The sequence below is a fragment of the Streptomyces sp. NPDC054834 genome (assembly GCF_053611185.1).
In genome coordinates this window covers 160,005-181,919 of the sequence record NZ_JBSGZV010000012.1, presented here as the reverse complement: position 1 = coordinate 181,919, position 21,915 = coordinate 160,005, and the positions used below count along the sequence as shown (strand labels likewise).

The 21,915-nt window shown below is 69.2% G+C and carries 22 protein-coding genes and 1 pseudogene; 18 read left to right on the top strand and 5 right to left on the bottom strand.

Going from position 1 to position 21,915, the window contains the following annotated elements; translation table 11 throughout:
- Nucleotides 1-135: 135 nt before the first annotated feature.
- Nucleotides 136-1,503, top strand: a complete 1,368-nt coding sequence (locus ACWGJM_RS18875) for a sensor histidine kinase (RefSeq protein WP_453412795.1) — start codon at nucleotides 136-138, stop codon at nucleotides 1,501-1,503.
- The gene (locus ACWGJM_RS18870) at nucleotides 1,500-2,195 is read left to right on the top strand and encodes a response regulator (protein WP_453412794.1); all 696 of its coding nucleotides are present in this window, start codon (nucleotides 1,500-1,502) and stop codon (nucleotides 2,193-2,195) included. The genes ACWGJM_RS18875 and ACWGJM_RS18870 overlap by 4 nt, the downstream gene beginning before the upstream one ends.
- 270 nt (nucleotides 2,196-2,465) lie before the next feature.
- Here the strand turns inward: ACWGJM_RS18870 and ACWGJM_RS18865 are convergent, their stop codons facing one another.
- Complete coding sequence (locus tag ACWGJM_RS18865; protein WP_453412793.1) at nucleotides 2,466-3,332, bottom strand: choice-of-anchor K domain-containing protein; 867 nt, start codon at nucleotides 3,330-3,332, stop codon at nucleotides 2,466-2,468.
- A 20-nt stretch (nucleotides 3,333-3,352) separates the two neighbouring features.
- On the bottom strand, nucleotides 3,353-3,964 hold the full coding sequence (locus ACWGJM_RS18860; RefSeq protein ID WP_453412792.1) for a hypothetical protein: 612 nt from the start codon (nucleotides 3,962-3,964) through the stop codon (nucleotides 3,353-3,355).
- 636 nt (nucleotides 3,965-4,600) lie between these two features.
- On the opposite strand from ACWGJM_RS18860, the gene ACWGJM_RS18855 reads away from it, so the two are divergent.
- The 5 genes from ACWGJM_RS18855 (at nucleotide 4,601) to ACWGJM_RS18835 (ending at nucleotide 10,376) form a co-directional block, all read left to right on the top strand.
- Nucleotides 4,601-6,217, top strand: coding sequence for a serine/threonine protein kinase (locus ACWGJM_RS18855; protein ID WP_453412791.1), 1,617 nt, complete (start codon nucleotides 4,601-4,603; stop codon nucleotides 6,215-6,217).
- Nucleotides 6,218-6,393: 176 nt separating this feature from the next.
- The gene (locus ACWGJM_RS18850) at nucleotides 6,394-7,479 is read left to right on the top strand and encodes a hypothetical protein (RefSeq protein ID WP_453412790.1); all 1,086 of its coding nucleotides are present in this window, start codon (nucleotides 6,394-6,396) and stop codon (nucleotides 7,477-7,479) included.
- Nucleotides 7,472-9,124: a polyprenyl synthetase family protein gene (locus ACWGJM_RS18845; RefSeq protein WP_453412789.1), complete on the top strand. Its 1,653-nt coding sequence runs from the start codon at nucleotides 7,472-7,474 to the stop codon at nucleotides 9,122-9,124. The genes ACWGJM_RS18850 and ACWGJM_RS18845 overlap by 8 nt, the downstream gene beginning before the upstream one ends.
- Nucleotides 9,121-9,798, top strand: a complete 678-nt coding sequence (locus ACWGJM_RS18840; RefSeq protein WP_453412788.1) for a hypothetical protein — start codon at nucleotides 9,121-9,123, stop codon at nucleotides 9,796-9,798. Before ACWGJM_RS18845 ends, ACWGJM_RS18840 begins: the two co-directional genes overlap by 4 nt.
- A 107-nt stretch (nucleotides 9,799-9,905) precedes the next feature.
- Nucleotides 9,906-10,376 carry a hypothetical protein gene (locus ACWGJM_RS18835; RefSeq protein ID WP_453412787.1) on the top strand — a complete coding sequence of 157 codons (471 nt, stop codon included), beginning with the start codon at nucleotides 9,906-9,908 and terminating at the stop codon, nucleotides 10,374-10,376.
- A gap of 513 nt (nucleotides 10,377-10,889) precedes the next feature.
- Here the strand turns inward: ACWGJM_RS18835 and ACWGJM_RS18830 are convergent.
- Complete coding sequence (locus ACWGJM_RS18830; protein ID WP_453412786.1) at nucleotides 10,890-12,101, bottom strand: alcohol dehydrogenase catalytic domain-containing protein; 1,212 nt, start codon at nucleotides 12,099-12,101, stop codon at nucleotides 10,890-10,892.
- A 182-nt stretch (nucleotides 12,102-12,283) separates the two neighbouring features.
- Between ACWGJM_RS18830 and ACWGJM_RS18825 the strand changes: the two genes are divergently transcribed.
- The 3 genes from ACWGJM_RS18825 (at nucleotide 12,284) to ACWGJM_RS18815 (ending at nucleotide 14,722) form a co-directional block, all read left to right on the top strand.
- Entirely contained in the window at nucleotides 12,284-13,576 is a 1,293-nt protein-coding gene (locus ACWGJM_RS18825) for an ROK family transcriptional regulator (RefSeq protein ID WP_453412785.1), read from the top strand.
- A gap of 119 nt (nucleotides 13,577-13,695) precedes the next feature.
- A complete protein-coding gene (locus ACWGJM_RS18820; protein WP_453412784.1) occupies nucleotides 13,696-14,157 on the top strand; it encodes a GntR family transcriptional regulator in 462 nt (153 codons plus the stop codon).
- 1 nt (nucleotide 14,158) lies between these two features.
- Nucleotides 14,159-14,722 (top strand): HD domain-containing protein, encoded by a 564-nt coding sequence (locus tag ACWGJM_RS18815; RefSeq protein WP_453412783.1) that lies wholly within the window; start codon nucleotides 14,159-14,161, stop codon nucleotides 14,720-14,722.
- Here the strand turns inward: ACWGJM_RS18815 and ACWGJM_RS18810 are convergent.
- Together ACWGJM_RS18810 and ACWGJM_RS18805 are read right to left on the bottom strand one after the other, a co-directional pair.
- Nucleotides 14,710-15,183: an NUDIX domain-containing protein gene (locus ACWGJM_RS18810; protein WP_453412782.1), complete on the bottom strand. Its 474-nt coding sequence runs from the start codon at nucleotides 15,181-15,183 to the stop codon at nucleotides 14,710-14,712. The genes ACWGJM_RS18815 and ACWGJM_RS18810 overlap by 13 nt on opposite strands.
- 3 nt (nucleotides 15,184-15,186) lie before the next feature.
- Nucleotides 15,187-15,954, bottom strand: coding sequence for a helix-turn-helix domain-containing protein (locus tag ACWGJM_RS18805; RefSeq protein ID WP_453412781.1), 768 nt, complete (start codon nucleotides 15,952-15,954; stop codon nucleotides 15,187-15,189).
- A 602-nt stretch (nucleotides 15,955-16,556) separates the two neighbouring features.
- Between ACWGJM_RS18805 and ACWGJM_RS18800 the strand changes: the two genes are divergently transcribed.
- The 8 genes and pseudogenes from ACWGJM_RS18800 to ACWGJM_RS18765 all read left to right on the top strand — a co-directional run bounded on the left by ACWGJM_RS18800 (nucleotide 16,557) and on the right by ACWGJM_RS18765 (nucleotide 21,875).
- Nucleotides 16,557-16,781, top strand: a complete 225-nt coding sequence (locus ACWGJM_RS18800) for a hypothetical protein (RefSeq protein WP_453412780.1) — start codon at nucleotides 16,557-16,559, stop codon at nucleotides 16,779-16,781.
- A 112-nt stretch (nucleotides 16,782-16,893) separates the two neighbouring features.
- Complete coding sequence (locus ACWGJM_RS18795) at nucleotides 16,894-17,163, top strand: DUF6284 family protein (protein ID WP_453412779.1); 270 nt, start codon at nucleotides 16,894-16,896, stop codon at nucleotides 17,161-17,163.
- Nucleotides 17,160-17,438, top strand: coding sequence for a DUF6303 family protein (locus tag ACWGJM_RS18790; RefSeq protein ID WP_453412778.1), 279 nt, complete (start codon nucleotides 17,160-17,162; stop codon nucleotides 17,436-17,438). Before ACWGJM_RS18795 ends, ACWGJM_RS18790 begins: the two co-directional genes overlap by 4 nt.
- Complete coding sequence (locus ACWGJM_RS18785) at nucleotides 17,435-18,295, top strand: protein spdB (protein ID WP_453412777.1); 861 nt, start codon at nucleotides 17,435-17,437, stop codon at nucleotides 18,293-18,295. The genes ACWGJM_RS18790 and ACWGJM_RS18785 overlap by 4 nt, the downstream gene beginning before the upstream one ends.
- Nucleotides 18,295-18,621, top strand: a pseudogene (locus ACWGJM_RS18780) (RRQRL motif-containing zinc-binding protein); the annotation flags it as partial. The gene ACWGJM_RS18785 and the pseudogene ACWGJM_RS18780, both read left to right, overlap by 1 nt.
- A gap of 22 nt (nucleotides 18,622-18,643) precedes the next feature.
- The gene (locus ACWGJM_RS18775) at nucleotides 18,644-18,961 is read left to right on the top strand and encodes a hypothetical protein (RefSeq protein WP_453412776.1); all 318 of its coding nucleotides are present in this window, start codon (nucleotides 18,644-18,646) and stop codon (nucleotides 18,959-18,961) included.
- Nucleotides 18,962-19,088: 127 nt separating this feature from the next.
- Nucleotides 19,089-21,206, top strand: a complete 2,118-nt coding sequence (locus tag ACWGJM_RS18770) for an FtsK/SpoIIIE domain-containing protein (RefSeq protein ID WP_453412775.1) — start codon at nucleotides 19,089-19,091, stop codon at nucleotides 21,204-21,206.
- A 204-nt stretch (nucleotides 21,207-21,410) separates the two neighbouring features.
- Entirely contained in the window at nucleotides 21,411-21,875 is a 465-nt protein-coding gene (locus tag ACWGJM_RS18765; protein ID WP_453412774.1) for a hypothetical protein, read from the top strand.
- Nucleotides 21,876-21,915: the final 40 nt, after the last annotated feature.

Here is a 21,915-nt window from a genome sequence, read left to right as displayed (position 1 = left end):
CGAACCCGGCTGCCGTTTCCGGATGACCCGGCGGGGGCGTCATCCTCGCGATGTACGCGGGGGTTGTAGCGCCCTGCCGTGCCGTCCGCGCCGCGAGGGATGTGGGCGGGAGCGGGGGGTTGCCACACTGGGCGCATGGCCGGGGCTGTGGGGGCGGGGATCGCAAGGATCGCGGAGCGGTGGCGGTCGGGCGTCGCCGCGTCACTGGCTCGGGTTCCGCTGCCGGCCCCGCTGCCGCTGCTGGGCCGGGGCCCGCTGCCGCGCCCGTCCCGCTGGGCGTGGGCGGCCGACGGGATCCTCGCCGTCGTGCTCGCCGCCTGCACGGTGGGCAGTACGCAGCGGCAGGACCACGGCCCGTTTCCGGTTCCGCCGGATGCGCCCGCTCCTCCGAACCCGCCGCCGGTGCCCGGTGGCGTACGGGACCTCGATCCGACGGCGGCCGTCTCGCCAGGGCTCCTGGTGCTGGCGGCTCTGACGGCGCTGCCCCTGGTCGCGCGGAGAAGGTATCCGCTGGCCTCGTTCTGGGCGGTGACGGCCGTGAGCTTCGCGTTCGGCCGGCGCCTGGGCGGAGGCGACGCGACCGTGTACACCTTCCTCTCCTGCGTGGTCGCCGCCTACAGCGCCGCCGTGTACAGCCCGCGCCGGGTGGGCGCCCTCGCCAGTGTGGTGGCCGGCGCCGGCCTGCTCGCCGCGTTCCACGACGAGACCTTCCCGCACCTCACGCCTGGTCTGCTGCCGTTCCTCGCGCTGCTCGGAGTGGGGTTCGGTGCCGGGGCGGTGCACGCCTGGAGACAGCGCGTACACCTCTTGCGGGAGGAGCAGCGGGCCGCCACCCGGCTGGCCGTCGACCGCGAACGCTCCCGTATCGCACGTGAGTTGCACGACATCGTCACCCACAATGTGAGCGTGATGGTCATCCAGGCGGGCGCGGCCCGCAAGGTGATGGACGCCGCGCCGGACCGGGCCCGCGAGGCTCTGCTCGCCGTAGAGGCCGGCGGGCGCACCGCGATGGCCGAACTGCGCCATGTGATGGGCCTGCTCACCATGGCGGCCTCGGACGTTCCCCCGGGCCAGACGTCGGACGCCGAGCTGGCGCCGCAACCGGGCCTGGCGCAAGTGGGTGCCCTCGTCGCGCGCATGCGGGCGACCGGCGTCCCCGTCGAACTGACGGTCACCGGCACCCCGGCGCCGCTGCCCGCCGGGGCCGACCTGGCCGCGTACCGCGTGGTGCAGGAGGCGCTGACCAACACGGTCAAGCACGCCGCCGGCGCCCGTGTCCGGGTCGCCGTCGACCACACCCCGGACGCCGTCCACATCGAGGTGTCCGACACCGGCGGCACCCCCGCGGCACCGGCCGGCCCCGGCGGCGGCCGTGGCCTGACCGGCCTGCGCGGACGCCTCGCCGTCTACGGAGGCACGCTGGAGGCGGACGAACGCCCCATCGGCGGCTTCCGGGTCCGAGCGGTCATTCCGGCCGCCCCACCGGCCCAGGAGCTCTCATGACCCCACCGCCGCGCGTGGTGATCGCCGACGATCAGGCGCTGGTACGTACGGGCTTCGGCATGATCCTGACCGCGGACGGCGTCGACGTCGTAGCCGAGGCCGCCGACGGCGACGAAGCGATCGAAGCCGTCCACCGCACCCGCCCCGACCTGGTCCTGATGGACATCCGGATGCCCGGCACCGACGGCCTCGAAGCCACCCGGCGCATCCTGTCCGGCGCCCTGCCCGAGCCGCCCCGCGTCATCATGCTGACCACCTTCGACCTCGACCGCTACGTCTACGCCGCGCTCACCGCCGGCGCCAGCGGCTTCCTCCTCAAGGACGTCACCCCGGAACACCTGGTCGCCGCCGTCCGCCTCGCCCGCAACGGCGACGCGCTGCTGGCCCCCGCCATCATCCGCCGCCTCATCGAACGCTTCGTCTCCCACGCCCCCGACTCCCCCGCCCTCCACCGCGACCTGGCGGCCCTCACCCCCCGCGAACTCGAAGTCCTCCGCACCCTCGCCACCGGCCTCAGCAACGCCGAACTGGCCACCCGCTTCCACCTCAGCGAGGCCACCGTGAAGACCCACGTAGCCCGCATCCTCGCCAAACTCCGCCTACGCGACCGCGCCCAGGCGGTGGTCGTCGCCTACGAGACGGGGCTGATCGTGCCGGGGGCGAGCCCGCGACAAGGGGATCAAGAGGATTGAGTACTCGTGTGGGGTCGCCACGGGCTGGCAGGCCGGCCACATGGATCATGCGGAAGTACTGCTCATCGCCACGCTGACACAGTTTGTGGAGATCACACAGACCGCCGGCACCGGGAGCAGCACAGCACCCGCAGCAACAGGCGGTGCAGTTCGTAGGACCGTACGGGGACAGCGGCCTCGTTCGGCGAGGCGGCGCCCCCTGTGCCACCGTCAAAGACTGGTGAAGCCCGCTACGGCCTCACCAGTCGCTGAAGGCCCGACGAGGCCCGTCTACGGTGTGCCGGTCGCGTTGAAGCCCCTGTCGAGATAGGGGTACTGGTCCGGGACGTGGCCGTCAGCTGCGACCAGACGGGCGATGCCGCCCTTGTCCCGCCAGACCTGTTGTGAGGAGCCGAAGGTGAATCCGCCGAATTGCGGGTGGGATTCGTTGGTGTAGATGCGGTAGCGCTGGCCGGGCTGGATGACCGTCCCCGGAGGGAAGGGGAAGTCACGTCCGGTGGGCTTGGACTCCACGACCCAGCCGGTCAGGTCCTGGGGCGCACCCCCCTGGTTCAGGATCTCGACGTATTCGTCGGACTGGCCCGGGCCGGTGCCGAGGTACCGAAGGTCGGAGATGATCACGTCGGGCCCGTCGAGCGTGAACATGCAGACGACTTCGGCGAAGTTGATACCGCCTTCGGGGCTGCGGAACTGCCGGACGATCTGACCGTTGCGCTTGAATCCGCTCAGGACCGCCTGGTACTGCTTGCCGCCGACCGTGACGGGCTGGGGGTGGACGAAGGTCTGGAGGTCGACCAGGTCGTCGTCCACGGGACTGCTGCCGGTGCTGTTGGGCGTCTCGTTGTGGTGGAAGCTGAAGTTGAGGTCGGTGGTGCTGCCGTCCTCGAACATGACGTTGATGGTGAGTTGGACGTCGAACTGGCTCGGGCTGACGCTGGTGGGGACGTTGCGGTGCACGAAGGTGCCGACGACGAACTCGGTGCCGTCAAGTTCGACATCCGCGGCCGCACCACGGAACTGGTAGCCGCTCTGGGAGCCGCTGCTGCCCCACCTGACGTCTGCGGTACCCAGGCCGCTGATCGGCGAGGCGGCCGGGTTGGTGGATGGGAAGACGCCGGAGGTGACGACGGTGGTCATGGTGTCTGGTTCCTGCTCTCTCAGTCCTCGTCCTCGATGACCTCGGCCTTGAGTTTGGCCGGGGGTGCGGTACCGACCTGGGCGACGCCGTCGGTGAAGCGGCCGGGTGCGGCGCCGTCGACGGCTTCGAGACCGCAGGTGTAGACGATGCAGTCCTTGTCCTCGCTGTTTGTGTTCAGGTGTACATGACAGGTGAAGGCCAGCGTGCGTCCGTCGTCGCTGACCTGGGCCCGGACGGGGGGCAGGTTGCCCCCTGTGGTCTGGTCCATGCGCTTGTACTGGGCGCCCACCGTGCCGTTCCAGCGGAATCCGGTGGGGGCCGTGAAGACGTGCTCGCGTTCGCCGGCGTCGACGGTCTCGCTCCAGTTCGGCGTGCGGACACAGATGTTGATGGTGGTGCCGAGGCCCCCTGGGGCGTCCTCGACTCCGCCCTCCTGCCACACCACGACGTCCAGCTTCTGCGCGCGGCCTTGCTCGTAACCCCAGTCGTAGCCGTTCGCGTACTGGTCCTTCTCGCCGCGTGTGCCGTCGCGCGGCGGGTCGGCGTGGGGCTGGCCGGCGAGCGCATCGGCCCGCCCCTGTTCCTCTCCCCGCGCATAAGCTGCCTTCTTTGACTGCACGTCAGTGGCCATCTCGGTGTCCTCCTGGGGCTGTGATCCGAAGCATGCGACGAAAAGGGACGTACTGACACGGGTCACCCCCTGCCCGCAGGCGGCGGAGCAGGGCTCGGGACCGCACACCGCACGGTCCCCCCTTCATGTGAATGTCATGGGGAGCTGCGTCCGGAAGACGGAGGCAGGTCGCCGCCTGCGGCCTCGTGCGGGGCGTTCGCGCAGGCACCACGGCTCGCACCGGGCCGTCATCCGAGTCCATCGTTAGCCCGGGCGCACGGGTGGTATGCCGCCATTCCCCCGTTTGGAATGACGGATCGATTCCGCGTCACTTGTTCGAGTGGAGTTGAGGCATGCGACGGCGCACAGATGCAGAGCGTGCAGCCCCGCGCCCCGCCGAAGGTGTGGGCTGCACCTGCCGGCCGTCTCGATCGACTCCCGCCGGTACCGGGCAACCATCGTCCGTCCCCGTGGCTTCTCCCTCGTGCGGGTGGACCGGCCGGTGCGCCGCTCCTGCGGGGCCGGCCCGGCCGGTATCCAAGGGGGAATGCCAACGAAGGCTCGGAAGGTGACGGACATGCGGGAGACAAAATCGTGGAAGCGGAGGGTGCCGGGCGCCGCCGAGGCCGCACCGTGCCGCCGCCGGATGGTGACGGCGTGACGGCGAAGTCCACGGCTCGGCAGCGACAGCCGGTCTCCCTGGACGGGGGCGGACCGCTGGCCACGGTGGCGGGAAACGGCGCCGCCGGATTCTCCGGCGACGGCGGGCCCGCGCCGGAAGGACAGCTGGCCTTCCCCGCAGGCGTGGCCGTGGGCGACGGGGCGGTCTTCATCGCCGACCATGCCAACCACCGGGTCCGCCGGATCGACGACTCCGGCACCCTGACGACGGTCGCCGGCGACGGGCTGCGCGGCTTCGCCGGGGAGGGCGCGGACGCGGTGCGGGCGCGTCTCGGCTTCCCGGCCGCACTCGCGGTCGGCCCGGACGGGGCTGTGCTCGTCGCCGACGAAATGAACCACCGGGTCCGCCGGATCGATCCCTCGGGTGTCATCGACACCATCGCGGGAGACGGCTCCCGTGGCGGCGACGGCGACGGCGGCCCCGCCGACCGTGCCCGGTTGAATGCCCCGTGCGCCCTGGCCGCGGACGGCGCCGGGACCCTGTACATCGGCGAAGGGGGCAGTCCCAGGGTGCGCAGGATCGGCGATGACGGCGTCATCGACACGGTCGTCGCGGCATCCGGACGGGCCGAGGGCTCCGGTGCGGCCGACGCCGGTGAGACGTTCCTGCCCGGGGGCCTGGCGGTCGACGCCGCCGGGCAGCTGTACATCGCCGACCCGGCAGGCCGCCGGGTGCTGCTGCTGGGCACGGACGGGACGCTGCGGGTATTGGCGGGACCACCGGACGGAAGCGCCGACGCCATGACGGTCGACTGGAGTGCCCCTTGCGCGGTGGCGGTCGACGCCCAGGGGGACGTCTACGTCGCCGACATGAACGGACACCGTGTGTGGCGGCTGGCCGATGGCGCGGCCCGAGTCGTCGCCGGGCCGGATCCGGAGGCAACCGAGGCAACCGAGGCAGCCGAGGCCGGTGACACGGCCGACAGCGCCGTCCGCGCTCCGCTCGCCTATCCGTGCGGCCTCGCCGTGGACCCGGCCGGGCGGCTGCTCGTGGCGGACAACTTCCACCACCGCATCGCGGCACTGCCTCTCCCCGGCGCCCCCTCCCAGGACGCCGAGCCGGAGATCGACGAGAAGCCGGAACCCGAGCCGGAGGGGAAACCGGAACCGGACCGCGGGGCCGGTGACACGCAGGACGGCGACAGTGGTGCCACGACCGCGACGGCCGCGCGGTTGCTGGTCCGTCAGGAAGTCGGGGTGGAAATCCCGCGTGGCGGAAGCGAGGTGATCCATGTACGGGTCTCGTCCACCGATCCATGGGTCCCGGGGAGGGTGGAGCACCGCTTCACGGCCCCGACGGGTTTCGTCTTCGACGGCCGGGCGACCTGCGCGTACTACCGGGCGGATCGCACGGTGCTCCCGGGTAGGGCACCGACGGCGACCGTGCGGGACGGCGGCAGATCACTGGCCGTCACGGACGAACCGCGCTTGAACACTCCCGGCCATCCGGCGGCGGCCCTCGTGTACACCCTCGGCGTCCGGGCCGGGACGGATGCCCCGCCGGGCCGGTACACCGACGGACGAGCGGTGATCGCGGGCCAGCCGGAAGTACGCCTGAAAGCGAGCATTCTGGGGGACGACGAGGACCAGTGAGAAGTTCAGGAGGCCGGCGCGAGACCTTGAGCCGTCCGTGGCGGAGTGTCCGCCGTAGGCGGCTCTTTGCGATTTCAAACCTCGATTACGCAAGTGAACGTTTCTGTGCTCCCTTGTCACCCGGCTGATCTTCACAGAATGTGCCAGTTCGGGCACAATGCGTTAGTTTTCGAATCGTGTCCACGCCGACCCTCACCAGGCTCGGGCCCCCAGGCCCTTTCCCGTACGCCCCGCTCACCCATCCACTCGACCGCAAATGGCTGCACTACGCGTTCCTGTCCCGGTGCGGCCGGCAGGCCCTGGTCGCCAACCTGTCCGTCCTGGGGTCCTCCCGCGGCGCCGTCTTCGCGGATCCGGGCGCTCCGGCCACCGGGCACCGCAGCGGGACCGGCACGGCGGCCGAGGGACAGCACATGGCGATCCTTCTCGTCTATGGGGAGGGACACGGCTGGAGCGCGACGCAGTTCAACGCCGACCAACCCGAACTGCCTTGGTCCGCCTTCCGGTTACCGCATGAGCACGGTGAGCCCGGCGCGTTCCGGGTGGCGGCCCGGTCGGCGTCGCCGGCGGTCGACGTACGGCTGACCCGGACCAGCAGGCCGTGCACGTCGCAGTGCGCGCCGTTCGGCGAGGACGAGTATCTGCGGTGGCAGTCGGAGCCCGGCGTCCTCGGCACTGGCATCCTGCGGCACGGCGACGGCACGGTCACGGCGACGGACCTGCTGGGCTACCACGAACGGGTACGGGGCCGCTGGTCCTGGCCCACGCTGGGGGGCTGGGTGTTCGGGTTCGTCAACGACCCTTCCGGCCCCGCCGACGCCGCTCCGCCTTCGGCGGTGGTCTTCACCCTGCTCCAGCCCGCGCGTCCGGCGGGCGCGGCCAACGGGTCGGTGATGCTGTGGCGCGACGGGCGCATGATCCGTCACTTCCCGCGCCGCAACCTGCGGGTGGCGGTCAGTGGCTGTCTGGACCGCGACCGGGTGGTGATGGTGCCGCCGCTGGCGGACGTGCTGGGCACCCCGCCGATGGCCGCGGTGCCCGGTCGGCTGCTGATCACCGCCCGGCTCGGCGACGACCGTCTCGTCCTCGACTTCCGCTCGCGCACGGCGGGCCGGATCGCCAACCCCTCCGAGACGAGCCTGCCCCCGTTCAGCGTGCACGAGACCCTCGGCCCCTGCACGGTGGAGGGCCGTATCGGCGGGCGCCGTATCGGCTTCCACACGGGGGGCATCGTCGAGTTCGCCGGTGGTGCCCATGCCTGAGACCGCGACCGCGTTCACGGGTGCCCGGCTGCTGGACGAGACCGTCGCCGCGCTGTCCGACCGGGCGCCGGCCATCCTCGCCGCCGCCGCCGACCAGTTGCGTGACATCCGGCTCGGCCTGCACTTCAACGACGGCAGCCACGCCACGCTCACCGCGCGGCACAGCCGTATCGTCGTAACCCGGGAGCGCTGCACGGACCCCGACGTCGAGGTCGCCTTCGACAACCGGGCGATGAACCTGCTGTTCGACCTCCAGCGCCCGCCCGTCGACCAAGTCCTCCCGGAAAGCCTCGACGTCCGCGGCTCCCCGGAGAACACCCTCGCCGTGTGGCGGGCCTTCACGCTGCTGTCCCAGCGCGCGGCGGGGCTGCGCAGCATGCAGGAACTCTGGGGGGCCTACCGTGAAGCGGCACCTCAACTGTGGGGCAGCGCGGTACCCGCCGCCCGGGACCCGGCCGGCGACCGGGTCGACTGGACGGCGCTGGACTTCCTCGCCCGGCGCTCCCCCGAGGACGTGTCCGCACCACCCGCGCTGATCGGCGACACCACCATCAGGGCGCCGCGCCTGCTGTGGGACGGCCGCACCAGCACCAGCTGGTCGCTGGAGGACACCGTCCGCGACGCGGACCTGATGGAGACCATGCGCCGGTGCCGGGCCCGCACCAACGAGGAGATCGAACGGCTGTTGCCGGACCGCGAGCCGCGCGCCGAACTGTACGACCTCATGCGCTCCTACCCCGCCCGGCAGGGCAAGGGCCTGCGGCCCACCCTCACCATCGCGACCTGCGCCGCCTTCGGTGGGCGCCCCGACGACGCCGTACGAGCCGCCGCCGCGCTGGAGCTGTTCCACAACGGCTTCCTCGTCCACGACGACATCGCCGACGAGTCCACCCATCGGCGCGGCCTGCCGACCATGCACGAGGAACACGGCCTGGGCCTGGCCGTGAACGTCGGCGACGGTCTGAACCTGCTCGCCGTCGACGCCGTCCTCTCCAACCTGGAAACGCTCGGCCTGGCCCGCACCCTCGGCCTCATCCACGAGGCGATCCACATGTGCCGGGAGTCCATCGAGGGCCAGGCCATGGAGCTGGGCTGGATCCGCCACGAGGTCGTCCCCGAGACAGACGACGCCTACTTCACGATGAGCACCAAGAAGACCGGCTGGTACACGTGCATCAGCCCGTGCCGCATCGGAGCCGTCTGCGCCGGCGTGACCGACCCGGCCGTACTGGGCCGCTTCGACGAGGCGTTCCGCCTGATCGGCATCGCCTTCCAGATCCAGGACGACATCCTCAACCTCGTAGGCGAGGAAGCCCTCTACGGCAAGGAACCCCTCGGCGACCTGCTCGAAGGCAAGCGCACGGTGATGCTGATCCACCTCTTCCGCACCGCCTACACCCACGAGCGTCCCCGCCTCCTCGACATCCTGCGTCAACGCCGTACCGACAAGACCCAGCAGCACGCCGAGGAACTCCTCGCCGCCATGCGGCGGCACGGCTCCATCGAGTACGCCACCGACCTCGCCGACCGTCTCGCCGCCGAAGGCATCGCCCGCTTCGAGGAAGACCTCCGGATCATCCCCGAGAACGAAGGCAAAGCCGTCCTGCGGCAGATCGCCCACTACGTCACCTCGAGGCCACTGTGAACACCCCCACGACCACGCCACCGCCGGCCGATTCCACCGTCACCGGCCCGCTGACCCCGACCGACCACCGGGCGTTCGCCTTCCTCGGCCAGGTCAACAGCTGTCTGCGCCAGTGCCTGTGCACTCTGGCACGGCACGGCGTGGCCCTGCGCCGGCGCGACCCCGAACGCGCCCGTGCCCTGCTCGACACGGTCCGTCCCTGGCCCCTCTACAAGGGTGGCCAGTTCCTCTTCGACCTCATGGAGTGGGAGGACCTCATGGTCGACGGCGACCCCCCGCCCCTGGTGCCCGCCGAGCGGATCGTCTCCGCCTGCGCCCTGCCCGTCCAGTGGCTCGCCGCCGCCACCGCAGAGGCTCCCGCCGCGACGAGATACGTCCCCGGCCAGCGCACCGCCGCCGCCCTCGACCTCCCCCTGCGCCTGCTGGCCGCCACCGCCCGCACCGCCGTCCTGGGCGCGGCGCGGGACCTCACCGACCTACTCGGCGCGCCCGCCACCCAGGCCGAGACCGATGACGACTCCGTATACGACGCCACCACGCCGGAGCCCGGCGAGGAAGGCATGGACGCCGAGCTGCCGCCCCTCGAGGCGGGGTTCTACCTCTACGAGGACATCACCCTCGGCGCCCTCGCCGTCCTCGGCCCGTCCCTGGGCGACCACGCACCCACCGGCTAGCTCATGGAGTCGGTCGCCGACCCCGACGGTCCATGAGCGGGCCCGGCCCCAAGCCCGCCACCGGCGGATCCGCCCACGCGGACACCACCACCCCCAGAAGGGAAACCATGGCCACGCAAACCCAGGAACCCGTCAAGCCGGGAGCCGAGAACAAGCTGTACATCCTCCAGCAGGGCATCGTCGAGGACGCGCCGGGAGGGGTGCCGGCCCACCTCAGCTTCGGCATCCTCAGCACCGTCCCGGACCCGGTGAACCCCGGCGACATCACCTTCACCCTCAAGGCACCCACGGGCTTCGTGTTCACCGGCTGGCTTTCCTGGGCCTACCACGACGTGAACACGCTCCAGGCCAAGGGCAACCTGAAGACCACCCAGGGCACCCTCGGCAACGGAGGCCGCACGCTGACCTTCACCCACAACCCGTACCTGTCCACCAACCAGGAGTGCCTCGGCTACGCGGCCCAGGTCACCGCCACCGACGGAGCAACGCCGGGCCGCTACACCGACGGCGAGCTACGGGTGGGCGCCGCCAGTCCCATCAAGCTCAAGGGCCGCGTCCTCGACCCCGACGAGGACTGATCCCCCCTGACAGACCGTCCCGTCGGTGGTTTCGCCAATTCGACCGGGAGCCACCGACGGGATACGCGGCAGGGAAAGGCTGAAGCGCGGACGAAGCAGGAACCACACCAGCGGGCCGCGGCAGGGGCGCCGCCATGCCAGTACGGCGACTGACCCGACGCCCTGGACCGGGCCCACCGCGCCACCCGCGCCCGTTGACCTTGTCCACCGACGCACCGACACGCCAACCACCACAAGACGTCAGCCGACGGAGCCACCGTCATAAGCAAAAGGCCAGGTCAGAGACTATCCGACCTGGCCTTGAGTGGAGCCGCTTTCGGGATTCGAACCCGAGACCTACGCATTACGAGTTGTCCGATCTTGATCCAGGGGAGTCCACGGCCATCCACGAGAGGGGTATCACGCCTGCTCGAAGCGGTTCTCGGAGCCCAGCGCACGGCAACGGACGTCCCCGGAACGAGCAGCGGTTGAGACCACGATTGAGACCACCGTTAACCCGGGCCGATATTCGCCCTACCCCGAGGGCAGTAGCACGGTCTTCATACCGATTCGGTCGCGCGGCACGGCCCTACGAAGCGCAGTGAGTACGGCCGGGGAATTGTCAGGCGTAGCCCAGCTTCGGACGACTTCCGGGAAGCGGGAGATCGCCTCTGGACTGTCGATGCTCGGGATGACGTGAGTGATCATCCGGTCCAGGGTCACGGAGTGATCTGCGGCCCAACGGATCGAATCATCGAAGAGCTGCTCGGCGTACCCACTGTGTCCGGCAATCGTACGGTGAACCTCTCCCACAGCAGAGAGGTACTGCCCCCGCCTGTGTACGTCCTCGTAGTAATAGAGGCCTGAGCGGTCTTGCACCAGGCGTCCCTCCGGATTAAGACCGGACAACAGGTAGATCACGCCTCCGGGTTCGACGTGATGCTCAGCCTCAAGGATCGCCGCGACGCTGTTGGCAGTGACGATGACCAGAGGGAACCGCCTGCTGCGATCACCCGGGCCAAAGCGCCGGGCGCGGGGAGTGTCGAGCACCCAGACCGCGATGTCGACCCGCTGGGCGAGATCGTCCTTCATGACCACCTCAGCACAGCCCTCATCCAGAAGCACAGCACCAGCCAGTGCGCCGATGGGGCCGACTCCCAGAATCAAGCTGCTCGCGACAGAGCCACCCGCTTCACGAACGCCTGCCGCGGTAAGCACCTGCTGCCGGAGGAGGGACGCCGATCGGACGCACGCGAGCGGCTCGACCATGGAGAAGAGAGCGGCAGGAGGAAGGCCCAGGATGCCCTTAGGCACAGACGCCGGAGGTATCTTCACAAGCTGGCCCACCGGAAACAGTCCGACGGTGCAGAAGGAGCCGTCCCACCGGAAGCCGGCGTGTGTCGTGCAGCCCCGTCCCTGACATCGAAACGTCAACGGGTCGGAGGCGTTGGGGCACCACGTGTCATGTCCAGAGACCCACTGGTGCGGCCTGAGCACTACGAGATCGCCACGCTCAAGCCCATGGGTGCCAGGGCCGACTTCAATCACCCTTCCCACCAACTCGTGACCGAGGCGGACGTTGACTCGGTGACCGATGTCCTTTTGCCCAGCCACAGTGTTGAGGTCCGAGCCGCAGAGGGTGCACGCAACGGGTTCCACCCAGCACTCCCACAACCCGGGGTTGGGCAGTCGCCGGGCGACCATGAGTGCCTGCCGGCCGACGAGGCGAATCTCTGTGTTCTTCATGGTGGACTCCGATGTTCCCCGAGGAACTTAAGGCGCAGTTTACTCGCTGAAGCAAGACTTGCGGTAGTGAAGACTGACGTAAGTCAAAATCACTCAACTTCAACGGGTAACTCAAAGCAACACCGAGTAAGCTCTGAGTCAGTGCACCCCTCGGTGCCAGACGACGATCGAGAGGCGAAGTCATGTGGGACCGGCTCGCGATGCAGGTGGCGGGGCCTGAAGCGCCGGTAAGCGGCGCCGTCCAATCGCAGGTGCTTCGCTCGATCGCTCAGCATTCCGGCCAAGTCATTCGGCGCGACTTGGCCGAAGAGCTCGCAGTCTCCCCTGCCACCATCAGTAAGGCGGTAGCGCACCTTCAGGCTCTGGGGCTCTTGACTGGGAGCCCGACAATCGCGGGTAGCGTGAAGGGCCTGGGTCGCCGCGGCGAAATCCTACAGTGGGCAGATAATTACGTCCTCCTCGGAATTCGGATCGTGGACGCAGAAAACAGGCCGTCCGAACTCGTCGGCATGGTCACCAATCTCGGACGTGAACCCCTGACCGATAACGAGGGAGGTCCCCACCGTCATTCTGTCAGCCCTGCAGGGCGCGAAGACTCCACCAAATTCACGGAAGAGCTAATCGCTTTTATCGATCGCCTGACTGATCCCGTCATTGAGCGCGGGCACCGAGTCCTGGGATGTGGAATTTCAGTCTCGGGGCATGTGGACCAAGGCGTCGTCCGACTTTCCTACAGCGCGGGTTGGGGCGGTCCAGAAGCGGAGGACGGGTTCCCTCTGGAGGAGCAGCTCGTTAACCTTCCATTTGATGTCGCGCTGGACAACGACGTAACCAGCCTTGCCCTTCACCAAAACATTTCTGGTCGGCCTTGCGAGAGCTACGCCGTCGTTGCAGTCCTCCCCGAAGGCGTTGGCGGTGGATTGGTTATTCATGGTGGCACGTGGCGAGGATCTCAGGGCATGGCTGGGGAGATCGGTCACATCACCACACGCGTGGGGACGCGAGCATGCCATCGATGCGGCAAGGAGGGATGCGTCGAAGCATATTCGACGCCATATGCTCTTCTTGATCAAGCGAAGCCACTGGGAATCACCGATCTAGAAGAACTGGCATCTCGCCCCTCAACTGAGGAATCCATTGTGAGGCTCTTCCGCGCTGGCGGCCGCGCACTCGGTCAAGGTCTAGAGCCTTTGATTAACTGGGTTAATCCTGCAAGTATCTACATCTACCTCCCTCCATCCCTCAGCATGGAAAACAGGTTCTTGGCTGGGCATGCATACCGGGAGGAGATCGAAAGCGAGGTCCAACGCAGCTTCTCAACAGGTGCTACGACACGCCTCGTCTACGAAGTTAAATCCGAAATGGAAATGGACGATTTCGGGGTGCGTGCTGCCGCATCCCTAGTCCTCGGTCGACTGATCGACCATGTCGAAAAGCAACGTGACTCAAAATCTCTTTTGAGGCGGTCAAATTGATCTAGAGGAGCCCCTTGCACCTTCGCGATGGGTCTGCCTCACCGGCTGAACGCGAATACTGGCTCACGCAGCCGCATGGGAGACTTCAGCCTGACACCGAACTGCAGAGGGGAGAGCGCGTGCCGCAGCAGCCCAGCCCTCGGGGCACCTTCCAGAAGATCGCTGACGCGGTTAAGTCTCGGATCGAGGATGATCCGGACATGACGGAGCTTCCGTCTGCGGCTGATCTCATGCGGGACTACAAGATCTCGCGCGGGGTTGTCCTTCGGGCGTTCGCCGTCCTCCAGCGAGACGGCCTCGCCGAACCGGTGCCGGGCGGACGATGGCGTGTCGTGCGAGCAGACGAGCAAGCCGACCGTCGCCCACTGGAAAACCGGATCGCAGACATCATCAGGGATGAAGGTCTTGAAACAGGGGCAGCGTTCCCCAGCGCTTCCACTCTGGCCGAGCGTTTCGGCGTCTCGCGGCCCACGGTGACCAAGGCGCTGGAGAAGTTGCAGGCCGTCGGCGTGCTGGCGGGGGGCGGACAGGGCAAGGTGCGGACGGTCCGCGCCGTGCCGATTCGAGAGGAGCGTTCGTAGCTTGCCGAAGTTGACGGAGTGGGCCTATCCGCTGGCTGAGTCCCTGCTCGCCGAGCCGCTGCCGCGACGGTGGCAGCACTGTCTTGGAGTCGCAGAGAGGGCACGCACGATCGCGCTCGTTCTCGACCAGGACGCGGATCTGCTGGAAGCAGCGGCGGTGCTACACGACATCGGCTATGCGCCGGACCTGGCCAAGACGGGCTTTCACCCGCTGGACGGCGCACGCTACCTCCGGGACGTGGTCGGCGCCAACGAACGGGTCATCAACCTGGTTGCTCACCACTCCTGCGCGTGGATGGAGGCGGAAGCGCGTGGCATACGCGAGGAGTTGGACGGCGAGTTCCCCCGCGAGCACGAGCACCTGAACGATGCTCTCTGCTATTGCGACATGAACACCACGCCGGACGGCACGCCCACGAACCCCATCGACCGCATCAACGAGATCGCGGGGAGGTACGGGCCGGAGAGCCTGATCGGGACGTTCATCCGTCGGGCCGAACCCGAAATCCTGGCGTGCACGTCTCGCGTACTCGAGCGGGTCGCCGCCAAGCGTCAGCCGATGTAGGGAGCCGGCCGGGCCCGGTCCATGGCGTGCTCGATCCGGAGCCGCATGGTGGGGTGCACGTCCAGTGTTTTCAGGTCCGCCGGGGCGACCCAGCGGACCTGAGTCGTCTCGTGGCTCGTACGGAGTTCACCGCCGACCGGCCGCGCGCGAAAGCAGATGCTGAACTGCTGGCGGACCTCGCCGTCGTCGTACTGCATCACGTGTCCGGGGTCCGTGTAGATCCCGGACATGTCGACGACTTCAGCTTCGATCCCGGTCTCTTCCCAGACCTCACGCACGACTGTGTCACTGATCGACTCCCCCACGTCGTGACCACCACCGGGCAGTGCCCAGCGCCCATTGTCGGAACGCTGGATCATCAGCACTTCCCCCGCGTCGTTCTGCACGAACGCGACGACGGACGGCACGACCGAGTTGGCCGGCGGGGCGTCAGGATCGTGCAGGTAGTCGATACGGCTCATGGCTCAGGCTCCCGTGATGGTCGCTATGTCGTGCTCGGTAATCGGCCGGGCGTTCTCCCAGGTGTGTTCGATGCTATTCGCGTACGTGTTGAACAGACCGCCGCCGGGGAGACGGCGCAGGTGCAGAACCGGCGCCATGTAGGCACCGATGCCGTACACATGCGGATTCACCAGCATCTCGTCATCTGCGCGGTAGATGGAGTTGTAGAGCGTCGAGTCGTGCAGCCGGAACCCGATGTCCGGGTGACTCCGCATGAGAGGGCGGTACAGGAGCAGGGCGTTGCGGATCTTGCCGTCCATGATCTGGTGGCCCTCGTCTATCCCGCGCTGTCGGACGGCCGCGCAGTCGGGTTCTCCGAGCAGGATGCGCACCTGTGCTCCCGCTTCCACCTTCGCTTTGACCAGGTCGTGGAACAGCGGATCCTCGGACAGGAACAAGCCGGAGTAGACCAGGACGTCCAGGTTGCGCTCAGCGCGCCCGTAGAGCTCTCGCCAGAGTCCGGACGGCACCGCGTGCCGGTGCGGGTAGACGGTCCCTATCTCGGCTTTGGCCAGGTCCGTCGCGCTGTCGACGGCGCGGCCGTCCTCCCAGAGCGTCGTCACGTCGACCTTGAGCGCCGCCGCCGTCGCGTACTGGTGACGCCGGTACGGCACTTTGCCCTGGGTGATCCAGCGTTCGACGGTCTTCGGGTTGACCTCGATCGCTTCCGCGAGGCTCTGCACGGTCATGCCTCGGGCGAGGAGGGCGGACCGTAAGCGCTCGTTCGACATCTGTACCCCCGCTGGGACTTCTAGGGACTTCTTGACCGTAGCCACAAGTCCCGAAGCTGTCCACGGGCGGGGTAACCAACTCCCCTGACCTGCAGAGATTCTGAATGTGCGCCAAGAAGTCCCGGCGCGAAAACCCGAGGATCCGCCGATGTACTTGACGGACCCTCATGCAGTACCTGTAAAACAGGTACTGCAACGACCGAACGAAACACCTCGGTCGGAAGGCGGCTTCATGCCGCATGCGCAGAAGGCGGGGACGCTGCAATCCCGCTTAAGGCCAGGCAGAACAGGGTTTCGGCCCGCACTGGCGAGGTGGCCCGGTGACCGCGAGCAACGGCCGGAGTGTGGGGACGTGGTCCCCCTTGCAGTGCTTCACCCCTGTTGACCTCGCTTGATGGGAACGCCCATTGCACCGACGAAGAGCGTGGGCGCCGCCGTGATGGACCGGCCGGCGGGCGCCAGAACGTCATGCGGTCCGCTCTCTACCTGCCATCGCAGCGGCTAGCGCTGCGGCCGGTTGCCTCCCTCGCCCGTCTGGGCCCGCAGCGCGCGGAGTCCGTACGGGCGGGGCTGAGGGGAGCCGGACATCCGTTCGCCACCGCATGACGGACGGGGCGGTCATCCACCAGTCCAGCGACCCGAGAGGGGAAGCAATGCGCCGGATCACCAACCCCAAGCACCCGAAAGTCGACCAGGTCGGTACGGACGTCGACTACGAGGGCGAGCCGCACCGGATCACAGACGTCGGCGGTAGCTGCTTCAAGCTCGTGCGCCTGCGAGACGGCTACGGCCGGAACGTGAAGATCACCGAGGTCAATGACCGCTAGAGCACATTCGCCGCGTGGCTGACGCGGCTTCACCCAGAACGGCGCGCGGCTCCCGGGTGGCACCCCGAGAGCCGCTGTCGGGCCGTTGCACCTGCTAGGGAGACCACGACCCATGAACCCCATCGTCACTGTTCAGGAAGCTGTTACCGCGTTCGCCGACTGGATCGAACCGACCGACGCGGAACTGGCCGCGATCGAGCAGGAGATGCCGCTGATCCTGGCGGAAGTCGACCTCATCGACGCGCAGATCATGACCCTGGACCGCACGCCGACCGAGCTGGACACCCGCCGCACGCGCCGTGCGCTGGCCCGGGTGCTGGCCGAACGGACCATCCTGGCCAACCGCACCGCGGGCGCGAGCGTGCCGGGGGGCGCGGCGTGACCACGCTGACCGCGCAGATGTCGAGCGACGGCCAGCCGTGGCGCCTGTACGTCGTGCTGTACGGGGCGAGCGAGTGGCCCACCTTCCGCTGGGAACGGTCCGGCCCGGTGCCCACCGGCGCGGAGCGCCGCGCCGCCCTGGCCGCCCTCGGGTACGAGGTGGCGCCGGGTGCCGCCTGGTCGTGGACCGAAGACCACCGGGACCCCGACGACGACAGCACCCCGACCCTCCTGATCGCGGCCGTCACCGTACGCCCGACGGGGGGTGCGGCGTGAAGGCCAAGACCGTGCTGCCCGCCGTCGCGATGACTGCGGTGTCCATGGTCCTCACCCTGGCCGTGATCATGATGTGGATGGGCACAGCCGTGCCGTGGCTGGTCGCCCTGGTCGTCGGTCTCGGGATCGACGGCGGATGGCTGGCAACCCTCGCCTACGAACGCAGGCTTGCCGCGCAGGGCGACCACAGCCGCATCGTGACCGGTGTCGGCTGGTGCTTCGGCCTGGTCGCGGCCGGCGTCCTGGTCGCTCACGCGCTCACCGCCGAGGAATCCGCCCGCGCTGCGTGGCTGGCCGTGGCGTGGCTGCCGCTCGCGGCCAAGGCGCTCTGGCTGGTCCACGGGATGTGGGAGCGCACCGCGCTCACCCCCGCCGCCCTCAGTGCGATCCGGGGGATTCAGCAAGAGGCCCGCGACGAAGCGGCCGTGGCCCGCGCCCGACTCCGGGCCGAGGCCGCCACCGAGGAGACCCGGCTGACCGCCGTGACCAAAGCCGGGGCCCGCGTCGCACGCGTCCAGGCGAAGACCGCTCAGACCCTCGCGGGAGCGTGGTCGACGCTGGAGACGGCCCGCGATGGCGAGGACACCGGCAGGGCACTGACCAGCGTGACGACCCGCGTCACACCCGGCGTCACACCACGCTGGGAACTCCCGGTCTGGGGCCCCACCGAACCGGTCCCGGCGCTGGAGACGGCACCGGCGCTCACCGATGAAGCGCTGGACGCGCTGGTCGAGGAGATCCAGCACAGCGAGGTCCCCGCCCTGTCCTACCGGGAGATGGCCGCCCGCTTCCGTGCGGCCGGCCACTCCGCCTCTGAGGTCCGTCTGCGGGCCGCGTGGAAGCGCGTGGTGGCGTGATGGGGGCGCTGCCGGTGTTCCGGTGGCGCCTTGCCCCGGACGGATACGCCACCCGCCGCCAGCTGCGGGCCCGCGGTCTGCGCCCCGGCGGCCAGGACGTGGCCGCTCAGCTCGAACGGCCACGCCGCCGCCGCGCGCCGCTGGTCGCCCACCTCTACCGGGTCGACCTGGCCAAGCCGGTCCGGCCCATGACGCCGGCGCGGTGGGCGGCGCTGGCCAAGGCCAACGCCGCCCGCCGCACCTGCCCGCAGTGCCGCACCGATGCCGGATACGTCATCCCGCCCTCGCTCGGCACGTGTGTGCCCTGCGCCTACCCCGACCACCCCCGTCCCCGAGGAGTACCTGACCATGGGCAAGGCCGACACCCGCCGTATCGACCGAGCGATACGGGAGACCAACCGCAAACTCGAAGCGGTCCGCAAGCGCGAGTTGTGGCCGCTGGACGGCAGCGAGCGGCGCGCGATCCTGCGGGCCGCTGTCGGCGGCTCCTACCGGACCGTCAAGGGCCGCAGCACCGACCGCGCAGAGCAGCGGATCGAGTCGGCATGGCAGGCCGCCGAGACCCGGCTCATCGCCGAGATCACCGCGCTGCAGATCGAGCGGCATCAGGTCGTGCGCGAGGCCGCCAAGGCCAAGGCCGCCAAGAAGTCGTCGAGCTGGTGGTGACCGCACAGGCGGCAGGCACCCCCGCCGCCTGACCGCACACGCCCCGCCCACGCCACCACCGGGCGGGGCGACCCTTCCCCTCAACTCTCCCAGCCCCTGTCTTGGGGCAGTCAGGAGTCTTCCTGCCATGGGTGACACCGTCGTTCACCTGCACAAGGACACCGCACCGCCGACCGAACCGGCCACCGTGACCACGCTGACCGTGGTCCCCGACCCCGTACCGCCCACGCCCGTGCCGCCGTGGGTGCGCTCCGGACGCGCCGTCAAGCACGCGGTCACGCACGAGAACACCCGCGCCGTCGGCCGCGCCGTGGCTCGCCACGGGCTCTACACCTTCAACGGGGGCCGGATCGTGGCCCGCCGTACTTGGGACGGCCGCACCGGTGCCCGGTATGAGCGCATGCTGCGGGCCGCCGAAGCGGCCGGGACTTACGAGGTCGCGGAGGAGTGGGAGGAGCGGTTGCAGCGCTTCCGCGAGGCACGCCACCGCCGCCGCATGGACCTGCTGCACTCGCCCGTCGACGCGGCCAAGGGCGTCGCCGTCGGCACCGGCATGAGCATCGGCGTGCTGGTCGCCCTCGGAATCGTGATGGCCCTCAACTCCAAGAACGTCGGGGACGTCATCACCCCACTCCAGGCCACCATCGACTTCATCGCCACGCTCATCCGGATCGTTCAGGTCGTATGGGGCCCCGCCGTCACGATCGGCCCGTTCCTGGCCCTGCTCGCCCTGTGGACGGTCGGCAGCAAGCAGCAGGCCGCACCACAGTGGGCGCTGCCCGCCAACGTCCGGACGGGCGAGGGCGAGCCGATCACCCCGTCCATCGTGGTCAAGGCCCTGCGCGACCTTGGGGTGCCCGCGCTGCGCAACGCCATCAAGGAGATGGGCGACGCCGGCGCGAGCATGCTCGGGCCGATCACGATCGCCGGATGCGGGGTCGAGGTCGACGTGACCCTGCCGTCCGGGGTGTCGACCAACGAGGTGCAGAACAAGCGCCGCAAGCTCGCCGAGAACCTGACCCGCCACGAACACGAGGTGTTCATCACGATCCCGCAGGCCGCGCGGACGGTGCGGCTGTGGATCGCGGACTCCGGAGCGCTGGACGAGCCGATCGGCCCCTCCCCGCTGGTCACCGACGACACGATGACCGCCGACTACGCCAAGGGCCGCGCCCCGTGGGGGCAGGACCTGCGCGGCGACGCCGCCGCCTTGAGCCTGTACCAGCGCCACCTGCTCATCACGGGCCTGTCGAACCAGGGCAAGACCGTGGCCCTGCGCTCCCTGGCCCTGTGGCTGTCGCTGGACAAGTCGGTGCAGTTCCTCATGGGCGACCTCAAGGGCGTGGGCGACTGGGCCATGTTCGACGGGCTCGCCACAACCCTGATCCAGGGCCCGACCGATGAGCACGTGATTCAGGTGACCGAGATGGTCGAGGGCGCGGTCGACGAGATGAACCGCCGTATCCAGGCGCCGCCCGGCACCGTGTTCCCGCCGCTGATCGTGCTGGTCGACGAAGCGCAGGTGGCCTTCATGTGCCCGGCCAAGGACGCCGACAAGCGCCCCTATGGCGGGTCCAAGGCCAACTCCCGGTACTTCATGGCCGTGAGGAAGATCCACAACCAGGGACGGGCCGTGAACGTCCTGATGTGGCAGGGCACCCAGGACCCGACCAACGAGAACCTTCCCAAGCTGGTCCGCGAGGGCGCCCACACCCGCGCATCCCTCGCCCTGGGCACCGAGTCCCAAGCCCGCATGGCACTCGGGGACAAGGCCGTCGACGGGGGCGCCGCTCCGAACCTTCTGCGTCCGGGGCTTGACCGGGGAACCCTGGTCGTTGCCTCCGACGGGATCACCATCCCGGCCGGACAGTCGTCCATCACCGTGCGCACGCACTACATCGATGACGACGCCGCCGAGGCCATTACCAACCGGGCCAAGGCCCTGCGCGACGGCGTGACCACCCTGCACGCCATCGACCGGGGCGAGGAACACGATCCGCTCGCCGACATCGCCGCCGTCATTGGCGACGCACCCCGCGTGCGGACCAAGGACGTCCTCGCGCGTCTCGCCATGCGGAACCCGGACACCTACGGCGGCTGGTCGTTCATCGACCTCAAGCGCGTCCTGGACGACGCCGGCGCCGAGCCCTACAAGTCCGACGGCGTCATGGTCGTCGCCCGTGACCGGGTCGCCCGCGCCCTCGCCAACCGCGACGAGGACGGTTCCGCTTCCACCCACGGATAACAGGGAGCCGACCCCCGAAGGGTCAGGGACGCAGGGAGAACTCCCTGACCGCCTCCCTGACCCGCCTCCCTGGCCCTGACCTGCACAGATCATCGTTCAGGGAGTCAGGGAGGCGCGCAGGTCAGACCCCCGAAACACGCCTCCACGACGCCCCCGGCAGGGGGTGTCTCTGCCTCCCTGATCCACGTTCGGAAGGGATTCCGCATGTACTCCGACCACACCCCGAAGGTGTCCGTTCAGCGGGCCGTAGAGGTCCACCACCCGACCCCGTACCCGCCCCCCGCCGTGGCGCCGGCGACCGTCGTGCCGGTGCAGCCGGGCACCGTTCCGGCGGTGGCGAGCATCGTCCTGCCGAACGGCCGAGTCGTCACCGGCTACGCCATCAACCCCGCCCAGCCCGAACCGGTCGCGGCCAAGCCGGCCGTGTCCCGCACGGCCGTGAACGTCGCCCTCGGGGGCGTCGGGTTCCTCGCGGTGTGCAGCGGGCTGATCCTGCTCACCTCGTTCATCGCCGCGCTCACCGCGTTCATCACCCAACTGATCACCCTCGCGGCCGTGATCTTCGGTGGATGGATCGCCGTGCAGCTCTTCAGCGCGAGCGGCCACCGCGGCGGCACCACCGTGAACATCCGCAAGGCCGTGATCAAGCGCAACAAGTTCTACAGCTAGCTACGCCAAGGGCGGCCCCCGCATCTCGCCAAAGAACCGG